The following is a 25604-nucleotide window of genomic DNA, read 5'->3' as shown; positions in this document are numbered from 1 at the left end:
CATGTGTGGAATTGTCGGCGCAGTCGCAGAACGTAACATCACCGCCATCCTTGTCGAAGGCCTCAAGCGCCTGGAATACCGTGGCTATGACAGCGCCGGTGTGGCGGTCTTCACCAATGACGGGATCCTTGATCGCGTCCGTCGCCCGGGTAAGGTCAGTGAATTGGATCAAGCCTTGGCCGCCGCGCCGCTGATCGGTCGCCTGGGCATCGCCCACACCCGTTGGGCAACCCATGGCGCGCCGTGCGAACGCAACGCCCACCCGCATTTCTCCGGGCAGAACCTGGCCGTCGTGCACAACGGCATCATCGAAAACCACGAAGCCCTGCGCGAACAGTTGAAGGCCCAGGGTTACGTGTTCACCTCCGACACTGACACTGAAGTCATTGCCCACCTGTTGGCGCATAAACTCAAGGATCTGCACGACCTGACCGTTGCCCTCAAGGCGACCGTCAAAGAGCTGCACGGTGCTTACGGTCTGGCGGTGATCAGCGCCGATCAACCGGATCGTCTGGTTGCAGCCCGCAGTGGCAGCCCGTTGGTGATCGGTCTGGGCCTGGGGGAAAACTTCCTCGCTTCCGATCAACTGGCCCTGCGTCAGGTCACTGACCGCTTCATGTACCTGGAAGAAGGTGATATCGCCGAGATCCGCCGTGACAGCGTGCAAATCTGGGACGTTGACGGCAAAGTCGTTGAGCGCGAAGCCGTGCAATACCGCGACAGCGCCGAATCCGCCGAAAAGGGCGAGTTCCGTCACTACATGCTCAAGGAAATCCACGAGCAGCCTTCGGTGGTGCAACGCACCCTGGAAGGGCGTCTGAGCCAGCAACAAGTGCTGGTGCAAGCGTTCGGTCCACAGGCCGCCGAATTGTTCGCCAAGGTTCGCAACGTGCAGATCGTTGCCTGCGGCACCAGCTACCACGCCGGTATGGTTGCCCGTTACTGGCTCGAAGAGTTGGCCGGGATCCCGTGCCAGGTCGAAGTCGCCAGCGAATTCCGCTACCGCAAAGTCGTCGTTCAGCCTGACACCCTGTTCGTGACCATCTCCCAGTCCGGCGAAACCGCCGACACCCTGGCCGCCCTGCGTAACGCCAAGGAGCTGGGTTTCCTCGGCAGCCTGGCAATCTGCAACGTCGGCATCAGCTCGCTGGTGCGTGAATCCGACCTGACCCTGTTGACCCAGGCCGGTCGCGAAATCGGCGTGGCCTCGACCAAAGCGTTCACCACTCAGTTGGTCGGCTTGCTGTTGCTGACCCTGTCCCTCGGCCAGGTGCGCGGTACGTTGGCCCCAGGCATCGAAGCGACCCTGGTCGAAGAACTGCGTCGCCTGCCAACCCGTCTGGGTGAAGCCCTGGCGATGGACAGTACCGTGGAAAAAATCGCCGAGCTGTTCGCCGACAAGAACCACACCTTGTTCCTGGGTCGCGGCGCGCAATACCCGGTTGCAATGGAAGGGGCTTTGAAACTCAAGGAAATCTCCTACATCCACGCCGAAGCCTATCCGGCCGGCGAGCTGAAACACGGCCCGTTGGCACTTGTGGATAACGATATGCCGGTGGTCACCGTGGCGCCGAACAACGAACTGCTGGAGAAATTGAAATCCAACCTCCAGGAAGTCCGCGCCCGTGGCGGCGAGCTGATCGTCTTCGCTGACGAACAGGCTGGCATGACTAACGGCGAAGGCACCCACGTTGTGCACATGCCGCACATCCACGACATCCTGTCGCCGATCCTCTACACCATCCCGCTGCAACTGCTGTCTTACTACGTGGCTGTGCTCAAAGGCACCGACGTTGACCAGCCGCGCAACCTGGCGAAGTCGGTAACGGTGGAATAAGCCCGCAGCGACTGCTCCTCAAGAGTGGTTTTAGAGAATTAAAACTGTCGCGGGAGAATTAAAACTGTCGCAAGAGCCGGTGAGGTCTGTCCTCTCGTCTCCTGCGATGCCCCGGCCCTTCGCCTGCTACCCCCTTCCCATACCCTCAACGGGCCGCTCCATGCTGTTGCAAATCCAACCCGATGAATCGCTCCGTTCGTATGTGGAGCGAAATCTGTTCTTACAACCGCACAGTCCTGCTTTAGAGATTTTTAGGGCACCGGAATTCCGCTACTGCCGCTGGCGTAGTAAACAAGTAATCTCCATCGCTAATATGTTCGGATGGGATGGTTGTTACGGATTTAACAAATTAGTGCATTCGCATACCGACTACCCTGTTCATGGTGTCTTAAAATCAAAGAGCAGCTTCTCGTACTCGGCGTCTGAGTTTGTATCCAAGTCCTACTGCTTTGATAACTTCTCAGAAACACGCTCCTATTGCCCATTGTGCGCCAAAGAAGACTCTCATGTGCGAGGGTATTCATATTGGAAGCGTATTCATTCTCGAATATCTGTATGCGCTAAGCATAACGTCAATTTGCTTTCGCATTGCCAGTTCTGCGAGAAGCCGTTCTCCCGTCATGGCCACGCTTTACACGTGATGTGGAGCGGATGCGCAGGGCGCAGCCTATGCGACGCGGAGCCCACGGTAAATATGGACCCTGGGGCACTGCGACTGGCTCAATTTTTCAAAAACCTCACTTCCCTTCAACATCACCTCTCCGCCGAAACGGCTTTGCACGCACTTGAAGAAAAACTTACAGAAGCCATCGACAATGGATCTTATGATCGAAAATCTAGGGAGAAACGCGCAAAGATCATCCTGTATGGTAATGAATTGGCTGACCATCGAGCGCTCAAGTTTCTAGTGCAACGAGAGCAACTACATGAATTGCTTGAGTGGATAGCATATGTATATGAAAGCTTCGAAGCTTTTTTGAGCGATAATTTACGTCGTGACGCTGAACCTGCACCGATTGATTCTTACTGGAATTCTTATCGCACTGACGGGCATGCGTCTGAGTACTATATAGACGACGAGGAAATGAGAAATCTATTTGACAGCTTAGGCTGACAAAGCCCCCGGCGAAAAATCTATCCCTGCTGCAACCTACCCCATCCCCGGCGCAATGGTCATCGATTTGAGCCAGTTTAGGTAGAGGAAGCACTCCCCAAGGTCCCTCGGCTTGGAGCGACCGGTTGGGCTCCAGTCATCGCGAGCAGATCCCCGCTCTGGGCGTGAAGCTACCAGTCATCCCTCTGCGAGGCTCCTGACTGGCTGTTGCAGTAAGGTAAGCCTTACCCGAGGGCAAAAGGTGGTACTGGAGGTGCATATGCTAACAATATATCTACTTGGCCCCTGTCCTTCAGCACGTCTCTGTTGCTGGAGCAGCCACTATCGTTGTTTCGTAGCTCGTCGGGATTAGGTTCAGAATCAGGCTGCTTACGTTCCGGGCAACGACCGACTAGCGTCTGAATGGCTAACACGGCCGGCTCTTGGCTTGGACAAGCGTATTCCCTGTAGCCTTCTGGAGGATGCCCAGGGCTATCGCCAAGTCCGCGATCAGCTGATGAGGATCGAATATGGGGTTTATTGAGGCTATGGGGAGCTGCATCCACAACCGTTCGATACCGGGTGATTGCACGCACTGATAGGAATGTCCTGATTTGGTAAGGGACTATCTTTCACTACAGGACAGGGGTGTCCGCTGAACTCAGATAGCTAGTGAATCGGTTAACTCGTAAATTCATAGAAAGTATTTACGAAACTTACTGCAGCGCCCCTAAAGCTTCAGTATTTTCCAATGAGAGGCCATACATACGACTGGTCGTGTCAGTTCTATAGACTGCAGGTCTCCCTATTCGAAAAAAGCTATTACGCGATTTCGGAGAGGAGCCTTCTCGTTTTTGGATAGTGTGACCTTTTCTCAAGCGAGGAAAAGAGATTGGGCACAAGCTGATACAGGTCACGCTTACGGATCTTTGAATCGGTAGGAAATTCTATCAGTACTTTTTTAATCAGGGTGCATAAGTTTTCATCGCGGGCATCCCAGTCAACGGTCACATAATTACCGCCTCTGCCACTTGGTAATGAACCAGTTTTTGATAATAGCCACGAGCGGTCGTTCCGATAAAGCCAAGCGTAGACATTTGGAGCTAAGCGCTTAATAATATTAGCGCTAGAGTTTGGAGTTTGGTCCACTAAAGTATCCCATGCATTTCGTTGTTTCTCACGCTTCTTGAGGAATAACTTATTAATGATTTGCTGTTCAGCTATTGGATTCATGCGCAGCAGCCGATTTACTGTACTTATAGATATATCAAACCTTGAGCAAACCTCTTTTTGACTGGTGCCTGTTATCAGTGCATCAAGAATTTTTTCTTTCAAGTCACTGAAGATTTTTTTGGGTCTCGGAGTGCCGGTTTTTCTTGTTATCTTTGAGAGCTGAACCTCGATAATTTGAGATAGGCTTAACGCTTGAATATTACCAGCCCCTGAAATTTTTGACTGTTTCTTCAGCTGTTGATAGGCGTCCACGAAGGATTCTAAGCTTCCGAATAACCACGAAATTAGCGTCAAATGCTTCAACGGATGGCAGTAGCCACGGGGCTTGCGTGTCATTTGGGAAATGAATTCTATTGCACACCGCCGAGAGCTCGGTAAGGCGGAGAATGGTGGGAAAGGTTGAAGTAACGAGCAATATTGAGCAAAGCAGTCGGCAGAAGCCTCGCGCCACTTCTGGGGAGCCCCCAAGTTACTGACAGCTTCTTTATACATTTGGGCAACTGTACTGAGATCAAACTGATTGGTGATGCCCAATTTGGATAGAGTCACCGCTGAGTTTGACATGGCGTGGAGTGCTGTGAGCGTTGAAGGGCTAACGGCTGGTTGGCAAGTCGCCACCAGAGCGGGCTCATCGGGAAGAAGCCACTGGAAGCCCCTGGACCACTGTCTGTTTTCTTTAGATTCCATAAGTAATCTACCATGCATTGGACATGTAGTTACTCCGGGAAACTGATGAGATAGATGCCAGTATGCGGTCCCATAGACTGATCGATCAGCAGTCATGCATTCAACACAGGCCTTTAAGGGATGTGCCCCACCGAACCTGCCAGTGACAAGTCCAAACCTATATTTAAAAGAGCTCAATCGCGGTCCACTCAGTGCTTGCTTAAGTGCATGCACATTTTCAGGTGACTGGAATGGAAAGAATATAGCCGCGATGGTGTGTTCACAGATTATGTCCTCCGGAGTACCCCACATAGACTTTGCGTACTTATTCAAAAGGTTGAGGTTTTTGGGGAAATCGTGTGTGAACGACTTGACGCTGTTTCCAAATAGCGAATTTAACGTCTCCTCAGGCGATTGGTTGCACCAAAAAAAATGCTGCCGGCTACAAAGGCTGTAAAAGCATTCGTCCGGTAACCAATGAAGAAAAGGAGTCTGCTTGCAGGTGAGGTTCATTTGAGTGACCCTCAAAGAACATAACCATAAACCGAAATCTAAGACGTTGAAAGTCCTAAACATTATTAGAACGCGGGTCCTTAGTTGATTCGTTTAATAGTCAGCAGCTAGTGCCACCTGCGTGGACTCAAGGCCCTAGAATCCATGGGAGGACCGGAATCTTGTGTGCGCTCCATATAATAGGAAATTCGTTCTCAGGAGTCTGTGAAGACTAAACCATGGTTGGTGTGCAAACTTGTTGTCAGCCGGGAATTTCCGGCGTTAACATATTCTTTTTAACCGAACTGGTAGCGAAGAACGCACTGCGCACGCAAGGCCTTAATCAAGCTTCGTGAGGGTGGGCGGATTCACAATTGGCGGCGACGCCTAAGGTAGGCCCGATCGAAAGAATTTCAGATGACATCTAGCTAAACGAGAGCGCTGGAAGTCAGTTAGACAAGGGCCCAAGTGTGACCTTGGGCCCCTGTGGATAAGCCAGATAATCACCCTGACTTTTCCATTGTCTATCCCTTGCATGTGAGACGTCAAGTCTCGCACGGACTCGCTCATCCACAAGAAACTGCGTGTTATCCACAGTCGGACGCGCGGTGATCTGCCCGCAGGATAAGGGGTTCGTCGGCGCGCTTCTTGTTGTTATCCCCAACAAGCTCGCGTCGCGAAATTCCGATGAGATTGGAATACTTGGATGAAACCGCAGGAAAGATTTGCCCTCATCTTGAACCGCCAGAGCCGGTTCGATTGGGGTGGGGAATACGTACCATCCACGCTGGCGGTTCCCCGTGAGGCGCCAAAGGGGTCTCGAATCAGCAGACTGCACAGCCGAAAGCTGAGACGTACGGTTCATCTCCTTTCCGGGCCAGAGAAGGTATTTGCGCAACTAGCGCTTTACCACCCTGATCTGTTTGAGTTGCACGAGCAGAAAATGCTCTGGCCCGTTAATGCAGGCCATCCACTACGAGGGCACCCGCTGACGAAGGGGACCTTCCCGCCCCCTCTGCGCGGTACTGTCGATATCGCGAGGGAGATCGGTTTTAAGCATCATGAAATCGTAGTGGAAGATGCTAGCGGTAATAGGCGCAAAATCCCGTATCCCTATCAGGGGGACCTTCTGCTGTATCTCCTCAACAGCCGAGGAGAACCCTACGCCGTTAACTGGACCGTCAAGGACCGGGCCGTAGCTTTTCGTGAACGGCGAAGCTCGTCGCCGAAGACCCCTGTCCAACAGAGGAAAGACCGTGAGCATGCCGAACTAAGGGGCGAGTTGGAGCGGCGGTACTACGCAAGCGCCGGCATCCGAACCGTTGAGGTTTCTCGCGATCTGGTATCGCCTACGATCCAAGCGAATCTGGATCTCTTGTTTGGCATGCACGATCTTGATTTCTCGCTTGAGGCGGCTCTGCTGGAGGACTTCAGTGGCGCAGTGTCTGATGCCGTGCAAATCGGAAAGCCTGTGGCCTATGTGGCGATCGAACACAGCGCTAGATGGGGCTTTCGCGATCAATTCATCGCGAAGATTTACCAGGATATTTGGGATAGAAAGCTACTCGTCGACTTCAGCGAATCTATCCTGATCGATCGCCCGCTCGTTACCGGTGGCTGCGATCTGCTTCAGGAATTCGGCTCGTTTTTCCAAGAGGTGGCATCATGAGGGCGGGTTCACGGATCATCGCCCCAGAGGGATTTCTCAGCCTCGCACAAGGCACTGTCTACCACTTCCTCGTCAGCGATGGCCGGCGAAACCGAGTTCGTCTTGTCGAATTCAAGGACGACGGGAAAAACATCAGTACTCATCTGGTTCAACTGAGTCAGATCGATTTTGAGGAAGCGGTCGAGAATGGATGGTTGGTGGAGGATGGCGCGGCCGATTCAACTCCTCCTTGGCTGATACCCCTCGAAGGTGTGGCCATCGACCATCTGGAAAACCGTCGGGCCTCATCGAAAGAGAGTTATGAGCAGAAGGTGAACAAGCGTTTTGCTGCAATCTCAAGCCTGGTCGCTCGCCGGGATGAGATTTTTGCGAGCGCTGATCCTGACGCTCTCATCAACGCTCACGCTAAAGCCCAGCGCCCCCATCAGAACGCTGCCAGGATGAGGCTCTGGTTCTATTCCTATGTGGTGTTCGGCCAGACCAAATGGTCCCTGTTGCCACCTCTTCACCGAATCGGGGCCTGGAATCGAGAAGGACCTGGTCGAACGAAGAAGCTTGGCCGACCCTCTCGTAAGGGGAAAAGGCATGGCTACCGTTGTGATGCAGTCATGCAGCAACAGATTTTGAAAGGCTTTCTCACTTATAAATCTCCCCACAAGACTCAAAACAAGATTTACAGTGAAATCCTCACGGGTGTGTTTGGTTGTGTTTCAGCCAAACAGAGCGGCGCACCAGTGGAATATAGACATTCGCAAGGTAAGCCTTTCCCTTCCTTCCCCCAGTTTAAGTATTGGGTATCCAAAATGATCAGTGCGAAAGAGCTTCGTATCGCTTTAAAAGGAAAGCATGGCGCTCGTGCACAATCAGGCTCTGAAGGAAGTTTTGCCGACAATCTCATCAACGTTAATCAGCGCATTGAGTTTGATGGCTACTATATATCCGAGAAGCTTTCTGGTCTGACTGAAGGTAGTGCTGTAGAAAGCTTCTGTGTTGTCCGAGCTGTCTGTGCGCTGTCAGGGATGGTGCTAGGGATTGGCTTTTCGGAAGGCAGAGAAAATATGGCCGCTTATCGCATGGCGATCTATTCCATGGCGTGCGACAAGGTCAAATTCTGCGAGCAGTATGGTGTGGAGATCAGCGCGGAAGAATGGCCTAGTACCGGCTTGTCAGGTGGAATGGTACTGGATAGAGGCCCCGCTGCAGGCTACGAGGTAGAGCCAGAGATTCACTGGTTGAAGTCGGTAGAGCTGACACCTGTCTATGCTGGCCAATCCAAGGCCACTGTCGAGTCTTCTCATCCGAGGGACAAGAAGACGCTCGGGCAGCCGACTTATTTTCACAGCAGGCTGGATTTTGTGCAGATGGCCAAGCGCGAGATCCTGCGGGTTCTAAAGGATAACCACACTTCTGACGCTCGACTGCGTATGGACGAGGAAATGATTCTGGCCGGAATTAAGCCGACGCCACATGACATCTACAGCTACTGGAGCATGCGTGGTCGAGACTCCTCGATCGGCGTTCCTTTCGATACGGCTGTAAGGCAGTTTCTTGATGTGCGATCAGCTGCGATAAGAAAAGATGGCGTCTATTTCTACGGACGGAAATATAGATCCCGTGCTCTGGAAGAAACGGGAGTGTTTGACTTGGTAGCTCGGCAAGGGGTTATCAACACTTCAGCATATGTTCTGGTCATGTGCGTTCGCCACATATGGATAGAAGTTAAAGGGATTTTGTATGAGTTAGATTTTGTGAGATCGGCGCGTACGTCTCTGGGCACCATCGATATCTCACTACGCCAACTGCAGGAAATTGACCAGATGCGCCGAGACGCCGCTGCTGATCTTAGAGAAGAGCGGCCTGCCCATGATCAACATTTCGAAGACAGATTCAAACTGAACACAGGCGAGGATTGGGACGCTGGTGAGCGGAAAATAGGACGGCCCTCGAAAGGCGGCGCTGCACTGCGCGACACTGCCGATTACAATCGCTTCAGAGGTGCAACGAAATGAACAAAACCATCGAATCTCGTTTCGACGGTTATATGGACATTGAAAGCATCCGTAAACGAGTTGTCGTGCGACCAGAGCCTGTGCCGGATTTGGAGACGCTTCACCCCTCGGTTGGCGCTCATCTCCTCGCTGAGAGGCTGATGGAGATGTACCTCCCTAACGAATTCTCTCTCAACTTTATTCATGAAATGACCGGTTTGGCGTATCTGCACAACCTCAAAGTGTTCAGCAGTGAGGCTGGGTACGCTGCCAGAATCTTCAAACCTCCAGAGGTGGAGGTTTCACCGATCTGCCTTACCGGCCTGGCGGGGGTTGGTAAGAGCCAGACGATTGCTGCTCTGTGGAGGGCTCTACCTCCACCGGTAGAGCTCACTTGTGACCTATACCAGGGCACCGTCGAGCTGACCTCCCTGTGGTATGCGAGCGCCCGCGGCAAAGCGGGTGGTAAGCAACTTCTCCTAGATTTCGTTCATGGTAACGGCCACGACGGTCGAGGTGGCAATCTGAAGAAACTGCTCGTGGAGTGCCGCCGGCTGGCCAACCGGGACGGCGTCACGCTGGTCGTTCTGGATGAAACCCAGCACATCAACACCGGTGAGGGCGCGTCTAAAGTGACCGACATCCTGCTGACGATGGCAGTCATCGGACCCCCGATGATCTTTGTGTCCAACTACAGTCTCGTGCATAAGCTGCTTCGTCGTAACAGTGAAGACAAGCAAAGGCTGCTTTCCGAGCCACGGATCATGCTGCCCGATGATCCCAAGAGCCAGGATTGGGCTGACTTTGTGGACGAGTGCGTGAGGGTCAGCGGCGGCCGTGTCAAAGCAGGAAAAGATGAATTTGCGACTGAGCTTTACCGCTCTACCTTCGGTATCAAGCGGCTCGCTGTGCAGTTGCTGAAGCTTGCTTACATCGAATGTCGTGCTGCCGGCAGAAATCGGATAGAGGTCGAAGACCTGCACAAGGCCTACCGGTCCAGCGCTTACACCAGCAACGCGAGGGATGTCGAAGACCTGCAGCTGGAGGCAATCAACAAAGGATCCAGCAGAACGAGCTTGGACCTGCGTTGTCCGTTCGACTTACCCGTTGAGTTCAAGTCGAACGTGGTGAGCTTCACCCGGGCAGATCGTGACCAGCGTGTGCAGGCGAGGGTTTTTGATTCGTCGGCTACCGAGACAGAGCGCTCAGTGCTAAAGCATATCGCCTTGCCAGAGGAGAAAACCCCAGCCAAATCCGCCCGGCGTGCGTCTGTCCCAAAGGCGACCGACGAGGAGTTAATGCGATCCTTCCTTCAGTACATGGAGTCGCCGTCATCCATCCCCAAAAAGCCGAAGTGAATGACCATATCAACCGTTAACAAGCTGCGTCGTGCTGAGCCTGAGCTCAAAGCTGTTTGGGAAAGGGCTCAGTTCCAGCTGCAATTGAATGTTCAGCGAGGAGTTTGGAGTGCTCTCGGCTCCCGGCATCCTGAAAAGGGGGCCAAAAGCCCTAAGGACATGCTCTCCAGCGACCTTCGCCTGGCTTTATCGAAATGACCGAACCTGGCTAGCGTTCTCAAGCAGCCGCGAAGCCAAAACCCGCGCATGCGCGGAATTCCACTCATGTGGATTGGGCCGCGAGAGATATAAATTCGAAGAGATTGGTGCAGACCAGCCTGTTTATTTTTGCGAGGAGAGCCCACATAGTTAAGCGTTAAAGATCGATAGGTAGGCCGAAAACAGGCCCCACAAGCTCAGTTAACAATGCCGGTTGTTCTTCGAGTCGCGCAGCTAGCAGCATGTCAGTTTTAACTGGGTAATGTCGTAAAAGAAATTTAGCATCGCGCCTAATTTTTTCTGGGAGAGATTTATCGCGAGATAGCTCAACCAAAAAATCATGAGTTTGAATCACTGCGCGAGTGCGCTCTTCCGGCATAGTCATTTTTGATCTCCCAGTAGCACTTCAGAGTAAATTTTAGGGTGAGGATCTTTCTCAAGCTCAACTGTTCACCGCGCCTCAATTGATGGGCCAGGACATGAGGACTGACCTCATCCATTTTGGCATCCTGCAGTCCAGAAGCTCACGCAACTCATCTTTACTTAATTGATCAGTGACTTTCGATAAAATTTCTTTGGTCAATCCCTGCTTCCCAACGTAATGAAGAGCTGTAAGCACCAGCCCAACTTTAGTACCGGCGTGCTGAAGCCGGTCTTTAGAGACATGCTTGAGGCGCACAATGGAAAGTCCGATCTGAATTTCCCGTGTGGAGCCGCTGGTATAGAACGTTGGGAGTATTTGCATTTGTGTACTGAGGCCTAACCTACGAACTGCTTCCGCGCCATGTATCTGTGTCGTTTCACCTTTAGCTGAGGTGATTACCCTCATAACCGTGAGTGAATTGGGACGTATCGGACCGATGTAGCTGTTTGATTTGGGCCGCATGTACACGCCTCGTGCCACGCGCTCTAGCAGGCCTGCCAGTACCAGTTCCGAAATTGCTTTATTGACTGCGGACCGGGAGCCGGCGGAGGAAAATTTTGTAATAAAAAAGGGCCGCCCCTTCTCAAGACGCTTGACTCTCTGTGCGATGAGATACTTGATAGACATACTGCCTCCTTACGCGGCGTAGCTATTTGTCAAACGGCATTAGAGCGTTGCAGCTTCAGCTTTTCGACGCTACCGTGCCAGTACCCTTCAGACCACAGAATTTAGGCGCCATTGCCATTACTAGCCAAGGCCGGTTGAATGGGTTCAATGATAGAGCGCAAACTCAATACGGTTCAGATAGTCCTTCACTGCCTGGAATCCTAAAGCGTTGTCGACAACGTCAAGAGGCGCGTCGCCTTCCAGATATCTGCAAGGCCGTTCCAGCCATTCTTCAGCCAACCGCTGAGCGCCGAAAACTCTAATCGCGTGCTCCAATACACAAGCGTACTGAAAGGCTACAGCGCTCTGCTGGGCGTTGAGTCGAACCGGTTGCTTAACGCCGCTCTGGCGACGGACGCTCCTCAGGGACTTACCCATAAGGCGGCTTAAGATGTTTTTCTTTGAGTAGAGACTAGACATCGAAAGCATCGTTTTCACGTCTTCCAGATCAAAGCCTTTAGCAATGAGCTTGTAGACCGCGACAAGGCTGAACTGCCCAGCGTCACCACCGAGGAGGAGCTCCGTAACCGGTGTCGCCTTACCACGACGTGTTTTGGGGGAAGCCATAGCGTGCAGCTCCGCTGCGATTCTTAACATCATTTTAGCGCCATCTACGCATTTCGTGAACTTGCTAGGATAGGGGATAGCCGTCAAACGAAGTTCAAGCTCACTAGAAGATTGAGACGCGAGCTACAGTGTTATATGTGCCCGTGCTGAGCGGATAACTTCACGGTGATGGTCTCAAGGCATGTACATATCAAATGGAAGGAGGTAGCTATATAATTTTCATCACTAGACCACAATCGATAGCTGATTCTACTGGTAAAAAAGTCCAACTTCGTGGTGTTACGACGGAGAATAATTCAAAAAACCCGACTTAGACGCACATAAGCTCAAAAAATTAAGGATCTGTGAAAGCCGTTCCTTACATGTGTGAGACATCAACCTCAACATCAACATCAACATCAACATCAACATCAACATCAACATCAACATCAACATCAATTGGCAGGCTGCAAGTATCTAAAATTGGTTCCGTTTTAACCGCGATCCTTCCGTCGATGAGCAAATTTCCAAAACTTCAATTGCGCCATTTTCTCCAAGGGGGTAAACGAATGGCTCGCGGAGAGGTCTTAATCAATAATAACGTTGGCAGATGAGTCATCTTTTTTCTGCCATTCAGCAGTCCTTCGCTTCAAGACTCTACTTGCCACTCTCTACGCCAACGTAGTGGCGACGTCCGAGCTTCAGGAGGGTTAGATGAAAAATATCCCCAATATCCAATTATTGCAGGCGTTCGGAACATCAATAAAGTCTTTTGATTTTATGTTGTGCATCGACCTTGAGGCGACATGCGACGAGCTCATGGAGGCCGAAAATCTTCGAGCTCTGATCGTTATCCCAGATGAGATGGAAACCATCGAGATAGGCCTAGCCGTAATTGATCTACGAAAAATGGAAACCGTAGAAGTGTTTCAGCGCTATGTCCGCCCAGTCCTCCACCCTACCCTGACTGACTTCTGCACCAATCTGACCTCCATTAAGCAAGCCGATGTGGATGCTGCCCAATCATTCCCGGTGGTAGCAACGGAGTTCACTGCATTCCTTCAGAAATACCCCAACGCACTGTGGGGATCGTGGGGAGATTACGACGCTGATCAGCTCGCAGCTGACGCACTGAGGGCCAATTGCACGCCGATGCTACGTGGAGTTCAACACTTGGATATTGAACGAAGCTATCGCGAAATATTTGCATGCCCGTCAATAGGATTGAGGGCTGCTGTAGAAGCACTTGGGCTAAATTGGAGCGGCCAGTACCACCGAGGAATCGATGACGCCAAGAACTTAGCCGACATGGTTGTGCTACTGCTGGCAAGGTCTCGAAAAATCTCGTAGATGCTGCTCTCCCCGGTGTCTATCGAAATCCCGCTATCAAACAAGTTCCGTTTGACGTAGGAACGCTTGGCCATCGGTTTTTTGCCGCTCGCACGCATAGACCGTTCGGTTGCGGCCGCTTTTAATCTGAGCACAACTAAGTGTCAGGCGATAGACCTTGATGATAGCCGTCGGCTACTATGCGGAGACTCCAACAGAGCGTGATTGGGGAAATGACGAGTAGGGATAACAATGTCAACTGCTACTATTTTCAAGGATTTTGTCTCCAATTTGCGCATCACCAATCACGTGACGATTGAAGATCGTTACTCCGGTATCACGCGCTCGCTCAATAAATATTTTCGGACGCTGGACTCGACCGCCAATAACCTCCAAGTAGGCTCCTATGGCCGATGGACAGCCATCAAAGGCGTTTCCGACCTCGATATGTTGTACATCATGCCCAACAGTGACTGGGACAGGTACAACAAGGAAGGCGGGCAGTCGAAGCTACTTTCAGACACCAAAACCGCCATCCAAGAACGGTACTCTACGACCGCGATTACGGTTGACCGTCTGGTGGTTTGCGTCAAGTTCCTGAACTTCAACGTTGAGGTTCAGCCCGTTTTTAAGCAAGACGACGGCAGCTTCAATTACCCTGATACGTACAACGGCGGATCGTGGAAGATCACCAAACCCAAAGATGAAATCAAGGCTACCAGCGAGGTCGATGATGACCAGAATGGAAACCTGCGTCGCCTCTGCAAAATGCTACGGGCGTGGAAGAACAAACATGGCATCGGGATTGGGGGGCTGCTGATCGATACGTTGGCGCATAATTTCCTCACGCAGACGGACGATTACGCTGACAAAAGTTTCGCCTCCTACGACTGCATGGTCAGGGATTTCTTTCACTACGCGTCAAACCTTCCACAACAGGAACGCTACGCGGCGCTGGGCAGTCGCCAGCACGTCAAGGTGAAACAGAAGTTTCAAAAGCCGGCCAAGCGAGCATACGAGCTTTCCCTGAAGGCCATTGAAGCTGCGGGTAAGGAAACTGAGGGCGAGCGCTGGAGGAAAGTATTTGGTCGCGATTTTCCGACAACACGCACAGTCGCACGTGCCGCTATGGAGTCGCTGGCCAACTCCCTTTATGCCTTCAAGGACACCGAGGAGTTTATCGAGGATCTCGCACCTGTCGATGTTCGCTACCCCTTGGTAGTCGACTGTGACGTCGAGCAGAAAGGCTTTCGGGAACGGTTGCTGAGTGAGTTGATTTCACTAGGACTGCCCCTCCAGGCGCGCAAAACGCTCAAATTTAAAATCACTCGAAACGACGTTCCAAAGCCGTACACCGTTAAATGGAAGGTGCTCAATATCGGGCAAGAAGCTGAGAAGCGCGATTGCGTCCGCGGCTACATAACCGCCGACCAGGGACATGAGACAATTCAGGAATCCACGAGCTTCAAAGGCGACCACTTGGTTGAGTGCTACATCCTGAAGGATGATGTTGTCGTAGCCCGCAGCGAAATAACCGTACCTATTAGTGAAAGCATATGAGCCAAGTGTCTTTACTCAAAAGCATCGCAGAAACGGGCTACAACGTTGGTTTCGGGGGCCGCAAGCACTGGGCCACTTATGACATCGTAGAAAAGATCCCGGGGTTGATTGGATTCATTGGCACAGCCATAGGTATTTTTTCTCTAGTTTACGATTCTCTGTCAGCCAAAGACGTCTCCGCTGCACTGGCCGTTTTGGGGGTTATCGGTATTTATATCTCGGTTTACGATTCAAAAAAATCAGACTATGAAAAGTCCGCCGTGGAGATAACCAAGATTTTCAACGGTCTACGAGACCTGTACCGAGAGGTTGAAGCGCTGGCGCCGAATGCAGACATTTCCCTTTACTGGGCGCGCTTGGCGGCATTTGAATCGCAATACTATAGTGCCTCTATCAGCAAACAGATCCTCTTCAGCGACTGGTACGCTCACTACAAATTCTTCTGGCAGTATCAAATTGACTGGGTAGCAAACCAGAAAAATTTTAGTTTTTGGAGAGACAAAGTACCTCTTACGGCATGGCTAGCTGTGGCCGCCATTATCGTTTCGATCGCCACCTGCTTTGCCTCGCACTTTGATTCAGTCAAGAGCTGCTTCGGTATCGCCTGACCCCAAAAAATCCGTGCGGAAACGGTGCTCGCCGTGCACCAGCTTCGAAACGAGCCTTGCGGCATGGCTCCTGAGAAATACGTAGCCGAAATCGACCGGATGCTGAAGCAACGTTATTCAGCCGTACCCATACGAATCTCTGAGTGATTCTTCTCGCTCCGGCGTCAAAGCAAAAAGGTAAAGGGGTGCTAGACTCATTGCGAGATCTAGCACCCCTAACCTTGCACCACCACAGCCCTGACCAGTCAAGACTCGACCCTCAGCTGGTCTAGGGCTTTATTTTTGAGGGCGCCGAGGTGGGTGGATTAGCACTCGACGCCCGCGACTCTTCTCGTAAGTAACTGCATTTTCGGCCTCCTCTAGGTTGTATCGATGAGCTAAGCGTTGCACCACCACAGCCCTGACCAGTCAAGACTCGACCCTCAGCTGGTCCAGGGCTTTATTTTTGAGGGCGCCGAGGTGGGTGGATTAGCACTCGACGCCCGCGACTCTTCTCGTATGTAACTGCATTTTCGGCCTCCTTTAGGTTGTATCGATGAGCTAAGCGTTGCACCACCACAGCCATGACCAGTCAAGACTCGACCCTCAGCTGGTCCAGGGCTTTATTTTTGAGGACGCCGATGGGTGAATTAGCACTTAGCGCTCCGTACTCTCCTACGCATTAGCATTTGTCCTCCTGATCCGCTTGGGTTTGGTGGGTGGAGCTGGGGCCGGCTCGTCCAATACGGAGGGGCTCGATGCCTGCTTAGCAACTTCAGCAGCCACAGCCGCCTTCTCTGCTTCTTTGAGCGCGGCCCAATAGGCATGGAGCGCCTCTATGTCGCCATAGGCACCGATCTCCGGAAGTCGCTCGATGAAGCGGCTATACAGGCCATCCTGAACCTTGCCGTGGTTGCGCATCCACTCGACCGCAGCGTTAGGATTGGTGAGCATCACGTAGTGAAATTCGCCGGATGCGCCTGGCTTGGTCGTGATGAAGTTCAGCTCCCGGAGCTTCTTCATCCGGCGACGCCAGGTGTCCACGGCCCGCTCCCCGAGAAAACCGGCTTCAGCCGCAAACGTGCTTGGGTTCTCGATCGTTATGACCGGATGATCGGGCATACGCGCCCATAGACAAAACAGCACGTGCCCGGCAGGCTGCCCCTTCGAATCGGCGTCAATAATTTGCATGGCAATGGGCAGGGTTCGAGGAATCGTGCTAAAGCCGTCGTGGGTTTTTCGCGTCCATTTCAACGCATCGGGAATGTTGGGAAAGTGGACCAGCATCAGTTGCTGAGCACGTTCCGCCATCGTTAAGCGGCGTTTTGCTGATTGTTTTGCGTTGGCCATTGTGCAGCCCTTATCCGTTTTCTGTTAGGTCCAGTTTCCGGGCATCTGTTGACGATGGCAAACCGTCATTACACGCTCATATCGCGCATTTCTACGCACATGAACGAACGATACAGACCCATCAAATTCCTGATATGACGCTAGTTCAGATATTCGAATTGCGTGATATCGCGCAGAGAATATTTATAACGTGCTGAATTTCATATTTTTATTTTTGTTTTTCGGTGCTCTTATGTGCTGAATGTGCTCGGCGTACTCAGTGTGCTCGCCGTGCTGCAGGGTATAGGGTGTGGGAAGAGGGGCATGGCGAGGTAGGGATGCGTCCATTTTTCGCACCTGAAGGCACGATCGCCTTCATCAATAGCGGACCTTCGAAGTCGGAGAGAGGAAACCCTATTGCGCACTTCAGCTCATATAGGCTTTCATCCGAACAACAAGGATGGAGATTTTCATGTACCTCGCTGAGCTGACTATTAAGAATTTCCGCAAGCTACGTGACGCCAAGCTGAAATTTCAGCCTGGGTTGAATGTGCTGGTAGGTCCAAACAATGTTGGCAAAAGCGCTGTAGTGGATGCGCTTCGGACCCTTCTCGCCGGTCATGACGAACCGTATCCCCGCCTTGATATCGCCGACCGGCACCGTCCGCTTAAGGGCGAGCCGGGTGGTGACATTTCCTTCCATTTTGTCTTTCGTGATTTAAGCCACGATGATGAAGCGGACTTTATCGCTGCGCTCAAGCCTACTGCTGATAAGACCATGGACGCCCATATCCATGTCCGCTATACCGACGCAGATCAGACAGGACGCTTCAGGGTGAAGCGTTGGTGTGGCGATCATCAAGACGTGGCGCTTACCTCAGACATGATGGAAAACCTTAGGGGCGTTTATCTCCAACCCCTACGAGATGCCGCTCAGGGACTTCGACCCAGCCGCAACAGCCAGCTGGCACATCTGCTTCACTTGCTCACGGATGAACCTGGCCGTGACGCGATTAACCAAGCATTGAAGGAACTGGACGAAAAGCTCCAACAGACCGAAGCGATCCAGAACACCCATACCGCGATTTCGTCCCGACACGGTCTTATGATGGGCGATCAATTGGCACAGACACTCGCTGTTGGGCTTAGCGCGACGGACTTTCAGCGGTTATCTGCTCGGCTCTCCCTCACGGCTCAAGCAATGGACATTGAGCAGAATGGCCTGGGTTTCAACAACCTGATTTTCATGGCGGTAGTGCTAAGCGAGCTGGCCAAGAATCCGGACGCCGCGTATCGCAGCTTGATTGTTGAAGAGCCGGAAGCCCATTTGCATCCTCAGCTGCAGCGCGTGTTGTTGCGCTACCTCGCAGGCGTGCCAACGAGCGAAGGTGAAAAGGCGGTGCAGCTGTTCGTCACCAGTCATTCCCCCAATTTTGCCAGCAACTCCAAGCTCGAATCCCTGGTGTGTTTGGTTGAGAACGATGCCGGCGTAGAGACCTTCTTCCCGCGCGACATCAAGTTCGGTAAGGGAAAACGCGAAAAGCTGGAGCGCTATCTGGACGTGACCCGAGCCGAACTTTTTTTTGCTCGCCGGGTAATATTCGTGGAAGGCGCCGCCGAGCTCATGCTCGTCGATGCTCTGGCCACGCTCATGGGGCTGGACCTGCGAGAGTTCGGGATCAGCCTGATCAGTGTCGAAGGACTCAATTTCGATTCTTTCCTACCCTTGTTCGGTGAAAACGGACTTCGGATCCCGGTTGCCGTCGTAACCGACGCCGATCCTTTCGAGGAGGAAGAGGCCAAAGGGCTTGCGGAAGGTGCGCTGGATGCAGGTGACATCGAAGACATTCTCGCCGAGGCTGCGTATCTCGAAGAAATGGATGCCCCTGTCGCCGACGGTCCTGACGCGGATGATCCGTTGGCTGAGCCTGCGAAGAAAAAGAAGAAGCTAAAACGGAAAGAAGTCTACCCGTCGCTGGGAGACGAAGTGAGGCTGTCGAGCAACACCGTCAAGATGAAGGAATCGGAAGACGCTTTCGTCAAAGTGTTCCACGGTTTGAAAACGCTGGAATACGACCTTGCATTGCTTGAGGCGAACCGCGACCCGATGCTCAAGGCTTTGGCAGACCCTCATCCGATCATTTCGGCAGCGCTACGCAAGATCGTCGATGCTCAGCCAGACAACACTGCGAAGGCGAAAGCGCTGTTTTGCGGTATGTTCGAGCGTAAAGCGAGTAGCGGTAACCTGCAGAAGGGCCGGTTTGCCCAGGCTTTGGCTGAACAGATTTCCAGCACGCCAACGTGTGAAGTACCTGACTATCTTCGCAAGGCGATTGAGCATGTTTGTCAGGGAGCGATCAAGCCATGAAGCTCTCCGATGAGCAGAAGGAAATAATCAATGCGCCTCTTGGACCTATCGCTGTTACAGCCTGCGCCGGTAGCGGCAAGACGGCCACAGCGATCAGGCGGCTGATTGCCGTCCGGCAAAAAATGGAAAATAGTCGGGGTCGGGTTGTACTTTTGTCGTTCTCGAATGTTGCGGTCAATACCTTCAACAAAGGCTACGCCACGCTCGCTTCAGACCTTCCAGATGATGCCAACCGCAAACGCGTGGAAGTGGACACGCTAGACGGCTTCTTCACCCAGCATGTGCTGCGTCCCCACGCTTACCGGACAATGTCCTCAGACCAAGCTGCGTACCTTGTATCCGGTACCGAGCCGTTCCTAGCAAACTTTAAATACTGGCCTGAGGAAGGACGTCCGACCCACATCAAGGACGTCAAAGTGGGGCTGGAGCATGGGAACTTCTACTTCTTTACCGGTACCCTCGATGATTTGGTGAAGCTCGATACCGCTAAGGCATTAGATGCGATCAAGCGTCTGGGCCGCATTGGGGCCTACACGCACGAGCTTGGCCGGTATTGGGTGTACCGTACGTTGATCGGGCAACCAGCAGTCTTGCGAGCGCTTGCCGCCCGCTACCCGCAGATTTTGGTAGATGAGTCCCAGGATCTGGGCACCTTGCATCAAGCTATTTTGGAATTGCTCATCAAGGCTGGAGTCCATGTCTCGCTCATTGGTGACGTGAACCAGGGCATTTACGGCTTCGCAGGAGCTGACGGTTCATTCCTGGGCACCTATTACAGCCGTGCGGGGGTGAATGACTACAAGCTCTCGCGCAATTATCGCTCACTGCCTCCAATCATCAGCATCGCTAATTCACTCTGTGGCCGCGAGGACGAGGCCGATCGGGAGCCTGAAAACGGGGGGGCGTACTTCGTCGGATACAAGGACTCCGAGCTTCCTAAGCTTTTTGAATCGTTCAAAGCGCAAATTGATGACTTGGGCATGCAATATCAAGATGCGGTGATCCTCAGCCGGGGGACTGACCGGGCGGCAGTGCTATCCGGCAAAGCTGCTCCCCCGGGTCAAGGTACGGTCGCTCTTTTCACCAAAGCAGCATTGGTCCGAGACCAGCAAGGCCGCTATCAAGATTGCTTCAAGCTTGTGTGCCGAGCGGTGGAGGGTTTGATGGATAAGCCACCGCATGGCCTCAGCACTCACCTTCAGGGTGCCCCGCAGGATGCATGGATGTTTGGGCTTAGACGACTGCTGTGGGGTTTCATCCGCGACGCTGAGGCCGGGCTACCTTCATCTACGCTTTTGGCTAAAACCGAGTGGCATCCCCAATTACTGACCAATCTCAAAAAGCTTCTCTCGACCACCGAAGGGCAATTTGGGTTGAAGGCTGCAGACAAGCTGGGCAACAAGCTGGCTAAAACCGGGTTGTTGGATCTTCCCCTAACTGGTGCGGTAGAGGAGAAAGATCGGGGCCCCGGGATTAGAGTGGAAACCATCCACCAGGTGAAGGGCGAGTCTATCGGTGCGGTTCTGTACGTAACCAAAAAGCCGAACGTTGACGCCTTGCTTGCCGGCACCCTTACCGAGGAAGGTCGCATCGGCTATGTCGCCGTGACCAGAGCGCGGAACCTGTTCTGGCTGGCCGTGCCACATACTTGCTTGAAAGCACTTCGCCCGAATCTGATTGCCGCTGGTTTTGAAGAGTTTCCTGCCCGCAAGTAGCCAGGATCAAGCGGCATTGCTCAGATGGGCATCAAGGCACGCCTGCAGGTTCAGGGAATGTATGGAAAGGGCTGAAAAGTGAAAGGCATGTAATTGGCCCCTGGCTTGCTGGGCATACCTCGAGTTTAGCTTTTTCACCAACGTATCTAGTTTTTGATAGCAGATGGCCCGTCCTGCTAGCTACGATGACTCTCAGTTATCTGGATTAGGGGGCCGTATGGAGCAAACCGAAATTGAGCCGCTTTTGGCGACGGTATACGCGGTTCTCCGCGCAGAGGGTGCTGATGAGGCGGCGGAGGTAGTCCGCGGTCATCCTGCGAATGCGGAACTGACAGGCAACGACAACTGGAATGGCGGCACCAACTATTGGGAAATTCACTTCATCATTCCTGCTTTGGAGTACGCCAAGCTCGGGGTCAAACGGGTCCAGCTCCAGGAAAGGATCACAACCGCGCTAAGGACAGTAACTGAGCACGAGCAAAGCGATGCGTACTCGGCGCTGATCGTGCCTGCACGTGAGTATCAGGTGGATTGGCGTTCCGGGAAGTCTTCCAACCTACCGAAATCGGTGCGGCAAAACATCACGGATGGGCTACGTCTAGAGAACGTAAAGTGGTATGGGGAGCTCAATGATGTTGAGTTTCTGAGTCGCCTGTATGAGCTCGAAACCCTTCCTTCCACGGACAATCGCTACAAAGACGCCGTCGGCGACATTTGGCAACATCGCTACAACAACGATGACTGGGAGGATGACTGGGTCTTCAGCGACTCCCGATTCAACCTCTTCGATGGGAGCGCTGAGGCATTTCTCCGGTTTCTCTGCGAAACGGTGCACCCCGTAGTTCGCCCCCAACGAGAAGAAGCGATTAAGCTCGTTGAGCATTTCAACGATCAACTCCAGAATGCCGGCTGGGAGTTGTACCAGGAGCAGCAAATCGCCGGCCGCCCGCGCTTTTCCTACCGGTTGATAAGCAGCGCTTCGACAGAAGCGAACGCAACCAGGTCGGTCATGCGAGCGAGAGTTGTTGTCGAGGCGCTGAGCGCCGGATGGATGGCGAAGCAAATTGAACGTCTGGAATATGCAGTCGATTCGGACCCCGAATTGGCGATCGGGACAGCCAAAGAACTGGTGGAAAGCTGCTGCAAGTCCATTCTCACGAAACGAGAAATTCCGTTCACCAAGGCCGATGACCTAGGCAATCTGACAAAGAAGGTTACCAAAGCATTGCAGCTGGTTCCCGACGGAGTCAGTGAAGCAGCTAAGGGCTCGGAAAACATCAAGAATATTCTCCGCAATCTCACTCAGTTGACCAGCAATCTCACGCAGTTGAGAGGTTTGTACGGTACCGGGCATGGCAAGGATGGCCAACATCGCGGTCTGCAGCCCAGGCATGCTCGGCTTGCGGTTGCCGCAGCAGTGGCATTTATCGATTTCGTATCGGAAACGCATCGATACCGAGAAGCTTCCGAGCCGGAAAGGTGAAGAGCTTGGCAGAGCAGTCGTTTGATGGGCCCGAAGGGCATTAGCCCTGATCTGCTTGCTTCCAGCCAGACGCTTCCAGATACCCATCAACGAACAGCGAGCTGGCGCCCGCTGTGGCCGAGGAAAAACTTAACGCGGCGTCCGAGATTAGTTGACCAATACATCCTGCCTGCACGTGAGTGGGTGAGTACGCCCTACGCCAGGGAGAAGTGAAAAGCGGCACGACTTTGTGCCGCTTAGCAGGGGCTTACCAATCCAATAGCTCGTCTTTGTTTTGCACCCAGGCCTCAAGGTGACGTCGCAGCGTTGTGAGCGGGAGTTCGTAACCGGGGAAGTCGGCTGGATTGATTGACTCGCACCGTGCGATGGCGATGTCTAGTCCGACGAATGTTTCAATCGTATCTCTGCTGAACATGTACTGCACTTTGCCCACTCTATCGCCGAGTACGTGGCTGGTCCCAGAGCTCATCAGATTTGAGGCCATGATCGTGAATTTCTGATCCGTACCGATCGCACCCTGTAACCACCTTCGTGGCTCATCAACCGATCCGGAGTAGTTCTTCCATCGATAAAGCAGTGAAGCAAGGTCTGGCTCTAACAACAGGGCGTTATTGTCTGCTGCTCGACTCCGAACCAACTGCAACCAGATAGCCTTCATTGCTTCGACCGTCGGTACATCAAGCGTAGGCTTGAAGTCAGCCTTGTCTTTATGATCTGCAGGGTCACTGAGATGAACGAGGATCGCGGCCACGGACAAAGCTTTGGTCTCCCGAAAAGCTTCGACTGCCAGGCTACCGCGCTTGTCCTCGGGGATGGCCTTCAAAAACCATGATGTCGTCCTCCATGCGCGAACCCATGGCGAGCTAAATGGATCACCGTCATCGCCAACGAATTTTTGTGCGATGGTAAATAGTCCTGGAAGCAGCACTGCAGCATTTTCGACCGGCAGCCGATTGACCGATTCGTCGAGCCTCGCCACGAGCGCAGGGAGCAGCCCGTCTTTCTCGATTGCCGCGATCGAAGCGGCCAGTTGCTCTTCCGTCAGCGCTGCATTGATGAACTGAGTGAAGCGGCGTTCTGAAATTTCACCGAGTGCGGTCTGCAGTTCGAAATACCGCGGGAAAAATCGAGAACTGCACACTTGCTTCGCTTCAGCCCATTGCTGTTGAAAACCATGGTCGTAACGGGGGCCGCCCATTGCCCACTCGACCTGAGGGAACAGCAGCTTTAAAGTTTCCTTGGCCAGCTCGCGGCGTTCCTCCGTCACGGTGTTGAGTAGATCCTTAATGGCTGCTTTCTCTATCGGCCTTTTGCCGTCTCCCAGGTGCCGACCGCCCTGCAGCAGCAGAGATTTTTCCAGAAAAATCGTTTCGTGCAGATCCGGCTCGAAAACCCGAAGTGTTTCCAAAACTAGGAAATCCACGATATTCACTTCGAGCAAATCACCAGACGCATGCAGCGGTAAATGGACCGCCACGGAGGAGACCAACCGATGGGCATCCCGCATGTTACGAAGCCGTGGTTGAATGGAGCCAATTAATGCATTGCCCCAGCGGGTCTGATCAAAACCGTTTTTCTCTGTGGCGTAGGAGTGCGCCAATTGCGACAAATTTTCAGTGAAAATCCTATGCACCATATGTGTTGGCACCATGGGAAGATCGAAGCTCGCTTGGACGATTTTCTCAAGAAAGGCTCGACCATCCCCGTCTGCTACTGGGTTCAGTGCGCTCTCCACGATGCTCGGCTGGAACAGCAAAACGAAAACGATGTTGGGGAGGTTCGCATTGGCTTTAACCTGACGAAGCAGCACTCGAATCTGGTCTTGTTCGAGCCGATCTATGTCGTCGACAAAGACGATTAGCGGCCGTTTCAATTCGCGGAGGCGCTCCTCTAGGGCTTTGCGGACTTGATCGAGTGATTCGTTGCTACGGTCCTGTCCTAGGTGACTTAACCAGCGGCCGAGTAGTGATATGGCAATAGCTATCCCAGCCAGAACACCAGCGACCGTCGCTGCCGAGGGCAAGTCGAAGCCGATGGAGGAGGCAATGGAAATCAAAGATGCATTCGTGAGTATCGTCGTAAACTTTTGCTGCAAACCTCCAGCCTGCTTGAGCGGTGCACTTGCGCCTGACAGTATCGCGCCGTATTTCCGAAGGGTCGCGGCGCGCTTCAGCGCTTCCTGGGAGTTATCGCCGCCCAGTCTGTCCGCGATCTGACCGAAAAGTGCTCGGCTGATGGCGTTTCCGTCACCCCACTGCCACGGGTTGAAATCCAGCCAATTGGAGTGCTTGTCTCTGGCCTCAAGCTGTTCAATGACGAGGTGCTTGAGGGATGATTTGCCAAAGCCCCAGCCACCACGGATAGCAAAAACACGCCCTTCACGAGGGCTAAGCTCCGACAGCACGTCCGCGATGCGATATGCATAACCTACTCTGCGCAGACGGTCTTCGCCCTTAGTACGGATAGGAGCGTCTGTACCTATTTCCATCGGCGGAGGTGCTAGAGGAACTACGCTCGGTATCTTTCGTAGGTTGGCAAGCCAATGCTTCACAACGTTCCACAGGTCTTTCATATCCCTGAGCTCCAATCCAGCTCCTTAACCTTTCAATGCACAGCAACCTACTGCGGGGCCTCCAGCACATGAACAGCAGGAGTCACACCGCTGATGCTGGGTGCCAGGATTCTCAGTGTGTGAGCCCGGTGGCCGGAAATTAGGAAACCTTTCGCCATTAACACCGGGAGTGTAATGGGCATGAACGTCCCTATGCACGACCTGAACGCCCCTCGGGCCATCTTACCGACTTGGTAGAGTAAACCAGCTAACTCGATAGTAGCCACCCGGGACGCCACGCTTAAGGTTCTCGGCGAAACTGGCTCCAGCCCTAGTCGTTCTATGGCCCATGCGCAAAGCCAGCTGTCGGTGGGGCTAATCAAGTAGATCCGGATATGGAAGAGATTCTCCGGAGAGGATTCAATCGGAAGAAGGCCCAGTGCTATCATGATGGCACTTGCTCACCAGGGACCGACTAATGGATTTTGCTTACAGGATCAGGATGACATTTG

Annotated in this window: 17 protein-coding genes and 2 pseudogenes; 12 read left to right on the top strand and 7 right to left on the bottom strand. The window is 52.9% G+C overall.

Annotation, left to right across the window (positions count from 1 at the left end; genetic code table 11):
* The first annotated feature begins 1 nt into the window (after position 1).
* The 3 genes and pseudogenes from glmS to BK667_RS33950 all read left to right on the top strand — a co-directional run.
* On the top strand, positions 2–1837 hold the full coding sequence (gene glmS, locus BK667_RS11095) for a glutamine--fructose-6-phosphate transaminase (isomerizing) (protein WP_123515507.1): 1836 nt from the start codon (positions 2–4) through the stop codon (positions 1835–1837).
* A gap of 160 nt (positions 1838–1997) precedes the next feature.
* Entirely contained in the window at positions 1998–2951 is a 954-nt protein-coding gene (locus BK667_RS33045; RefSeq protein ID WP_148060133.1) for a hypothetical protein, read from the top strand.
* A 379-nt stretch (positions 2952–3330) separates the two neighbouring features.
* Positions 3331–3474 (top strand): annotated as a pseudogene (locus BK667_RS33950) (antitoxin Xre/MbcA/ParS toxin-binding domain-containing protein); the annotation flags it as partial.
* Between the two features lie 278 nt (positions 3475–3752).
* On the opposite strand, the gene BK667_RS11080 reads toward BK667_RS33950, so the two are convergent.
* Positions 3753–4850, bottom strand: coding sequence for a TnsD family Tn7-like transposition protein (locus BK667_RS11080; RefSeq protein WP_259698000.1), 1098 nt, complete (start codon positions 4848–4850; stop codon positions 3753–3755).
* 12 nt (positions 4851–4862) lie between these two features.
* A pseudogene (locus BK667_RS33945) lies at positions 4863–5342 on the bottom strand (TniQ family protein); the annotation flags it as partial.
* 685 nt (positions 5343–6027) lie between these two features.
* Between BK667_RS33945 and BK667_RS11075 the strand changes: the two are divergent.
* From BK667_RS11075 to BK667_RS11065, 3 genes are read left to right on the top strand one after another with little or no spacing between them, the layout of a single operon-like run.
* The gene (locus BK667_RS11075) at positions 6028–6990 is read left to right on the top strand and encodes a PDDEXK family nuclease (RefSeq protein ID WP_123597615.1); all 963 of its coding nucleotides are present in this window, start codon (positions 6028–6030) and stop codon (positions 6988–6990) included.
* On the top strand, positions 6987–8999 hold the full coding sequence (locus BK667_RS33525; protein ID WP_123597614.1) for a TnsB C-terminal domain-containing protein: 2013 nt from the start codon (positions 6987–6989) through the stop codon (positions 8997–8999). Before BK667_RS11075 ends, BK667_RS33525 begins: the two co-directional genes overlap by 4 nt.
* Positions 8996–10336 (top strand): AAA family ATPase, encoded by a 1341-nt coding sequence (locus tag BK667_RS11065; RefSeq protein WP_123597613.1) that lies wholly within the window; start codon positions 8996–8998, stop codon positions 10334–10336. The genes BK667_RS33525 and BK667_RS11065 overlap by 4 nt, the downstream gene beginning before the upstream one ends.
* Positions 10337–10691: 355 nt before the next feature.
* Here the strand turns inward: BK667_RS11065 and BK667_RS11055 are convergent, their stop codons facing one another.
* The 3 genes from BK667_RS11055 to BK667_RS11045 form a co-directional block, all read right to left on the bottom strand.
* Positions 10692–10919, bottom strand: a complete 228-nt coding sequence (locus BK667_RS11055) for a BPSL0761 family protein (protein WP_123597611.1) — start codon at positions 10917–10919, stop codon at positions 10692–10694.
* 75 nt (positions 10920–10994) lie between these two features.
* The gene (locus BK667_RS11050; RefSeq protein WP_123597610.1) at positions 10995–11585 is read right to left on the bottom strand and encodes a DUF6088 family protein; all 591 of its coding nucleotides are present in this window, start codon (positions 11583–11585) and stop codon (positions 10995–10997) included.
* Positions 11586–11729: 144 nt separating this feature from the next.
* The gene (locus tag BK667_RS11045) at positions 11730–12191 is read right to left on the bottom strand and encodes an antitoxin Xre/MbcA/ParS toxin-binding domain-containing protein (protein WP_123597682.1); all 462 of its coding nucleotides are present in this window, start codon (positions 12189–12191) and stop codon (positions 11730–11732) included.
* A 693-nt stretch (positions 12192–12884) separates the two neighbouring features.
* Between BK667_RS11045 and BK667_RS11040 the strand changes: the two genes are divergently transcribed.
* The 3 genes from BK667_RS11040 (at position 12885) to BK667_RS11030 (ending at position 15667) form a co-directional block, all read left to right on the top strand.
* Complete coding sequence (locus BK667_RS11040) at positions 12885–13520, top strand: 3'-5' exonuclease (RefSeq protein ID WP_123597609.1); 636 nt, start codon at positions 12885–12887, stop codon at positions 13518–13520.
* 231 nt (positions 13521–13751) lie between these two features.
* A complete protein-coding gene (locus tag BK667_RS11035; RefSeq protein WP_185058197.1) occupies positions 13752–15059 on the top strand; it encodes a nucleotide-binding domain-containing protein in 1308 nt (435 codons plus the stop codon).
* A complete protein-coding gene (locus BK667_RS11030; protein ID WP_123597608.1) occupies positions 15056–15667 on the top strand; it encodes an SLATT domain-containing protein in 612 nt (203 codons plus the stop codon). The genes BK667_RS11035 and BK667_RS11030 overlap by 4 nt, the downstream gene beginning before the upstream one ends.
* Positions 15668–16321: 654 nt before the next feature.
* Here BK667_RS11030 and BK667_RS11025 read toward each other — a convergent pair.
* Positions 16322–16996, bottom strand: coding sequence for a hypothetical protein (locus BK667_RS11025; protein WP_221179159.1), 675 nt, complete (start codon positions 16994–16996; stop codon positions 16322–16324).
* A gap of 451 nt (positions 16997–17447) precedes the next feature.
* Between BK667_RS11025 and BK667_RS11020 the strand changes: the two genes are divergently transcribed.
* The 3 genes from BK667_RS11020 (at position 17448) to BK667_RS11010 (ending at position 22541) form a co-directional block, all read left to right on the top strand.
* Positions 17448–19343 (top strand): ATP-dependent nuclease, encoded by a 1896-nt coding sequence (locus tag BK667_RS11020; protein ID WP_123597607.1) that lies wholly within the window; start codon positions 17448–17450, stop codon positions 19341–19343.
* Positions 19340–21058, top strand: a complete 1719-nt coding sequence (locus tag BK667_RS11015; RefSeq protein WP_123597606.1) for a UvrD-helicase domain-containing protein — start codon at positions 19340–19342, stop codon at positions 21056–21058. The genes BK667_RS11020 and BK667_RS11015 overlap by 4 nt, the downstream gene beginning before the upstream one ends.
* A gap of 217 nt (positions 21059–21275) precedes the next feature.
* Entirely contained in the window at positions 21276–22541 is a 1266-nt protein-coding gene (locus BK667_RS11010) for an abortive infection family protein (RefSeq protein WP_123597605.1), read from the top strand.
* A gap of 247 nt (positions 22542–22788) precedes the next feature.
* On the opposite strand, the gene BK667_RS11005 is transcribed toward BK667_RS11010, so the two are convergent.
* Positions 22789–25113, bottom strand: a complete 2325-nt coding sequence (locus BK667_RS11005; protein WP_123597680.1) for a KAP family P-loop NTPase fold protein — start codon at positions 25111–25113, stop codon at positions 22789–22791.
* Positions 25114–25604: the final 491 nt, after the last annotated feature.

Source organism: Pseudomonas frederiksbergensis (assembly GCF_003732705.1).
Lineage (GTDB): Bacteria > Pseudomonadota > Gammaproteobacteria > Pseudomonadales > Pseudomonadaceae > Aquipseudomonas > Aquipseudomonas frederiksbergensis_F.
Note: the sequence above shows the minus strand (reverse complement) of the source record. Positions and strands in the feature narration are given on the sequence as shown.